Below are 1,056 nucleotides of genomic sequence, written 5' to 3' on the forward strand. Positions count from 1 at the left end.
CTGGGTTGATAGGCCAGATCTGGAAGCCCGGTAACGGGTGGAGGTGACTGGTACTAATAGGCCGAGGGCTTGTCCTCAGTTGCTCGCGTCCACTGTGTTAGTTCTGAGACAACGAACAGTTGTCGGCTTTTGAGCTGGAACATCTAACTGAAAAGTGTGCTTGTTCGCTCGAAACCAATAGGGTTTCGGTGGTCATAGCGTGAGGGAAACGCCCGGTTACATTCCGAACCCGGAAGCTAAGCCTTTCAGCGCCGATGGTACTGCAGGGGGGACCCTGTGGGAGAGTAGGACGCCGCCGAACAATCTTTGGAGGACCCCTGGTCCCAGCGTTCACGCTGGGACCAGGGGTCCTTTTGTTTTTTCTGAAATAGGCACAGTGCCCGGAGCGCGCCGGCTAGTCGGCTGCGCGAGAATGACTTGCGGTACCGAAGACAGGAGTCACCCATCATGTCCACCAACTCTCCCGATGAGCGCCCGGAGCGCGACCAGCGCCGCCGGGACAGTGGTGACCGCGGCGACCGCGGCGGATTCCGAAGCGGTCCGCCCCGCGACGGTGACCGTCGTGACAACCGTGGTGGCTCCGACCGTGGTGCTCGACCGACGACGGGTGGATACGGCCGCCGTGACGACCGGTCGGCAGCGCCCCGTCGTGACGATCGCGGCGATCGGCCCACTGGCGGCGGCGGTTTCCGCCGGGACGACAGCCGGGGCCGAGACGACAATCGGGGTGAGCGCGGCGGCTTTGTGCGCCGCGATGACCGTCGCGACGGCGATCGTGGGGCGCGTCCCGCTTTCCGGCGTGACGACCGTCCGGACCGCTCGGACCGTCCGGCGGGACCCCGGCGTGACGATCGAGGAGACCGTGGCGGCTTTGTGCGCCGCGATGACGAGCGCGGGGATCGTGGCGGCTTTGTCCGGCGGGACGATCGTCGGGATGACCGCGGTGGTGATCGTGGGGGGGACCGCGGTGGTTTCCGTCGCGACGACAGCCGGGACAACCGTGGTGATCGTGGTGGCCGTCCGGCCGGTGGCGGTTTCCGTCGTGATGACGACCGT

1 protein-coding gene and 2 rRNA genes are annotated in these 1,056 nt (G+C 65.9%); all 3 read left to right on the plus strand.

Annotated features, from left to right (window positions below):
* Positions 1-77: ribosomal RNA gene (locus ADL01_RS21930) — 23S ribosomal RNA — on the plus strand; the annotation flags it as partial.
* Between the two features lie 107 nt (positions 78-184).
* Positions 185-301, plus strand: a 5S ribosomal RNA gene (rrf, locus tag ADL01_RS21935).
* A 204-nt stretch (positions 302-505) separates the two neighbouring features.
* The coding region (locus ADL01_RS21940; RefSeq protein ID WP_420719735.1) for a hypothetical protein at positions 506-1,056 on the plus strand (551 nt) is incomplete at its 3' end.

This window comes from Streptomyces sp. NRRL WC-3618 (assembly GCF_001280005.1).
In the GTDB taxonomy this organism is placed as follows: domain Bacteria; phylum Actinomycetota; class Actinomycetes; order Streptomycetales; family Streptomycetaceae; genus Streptomyces.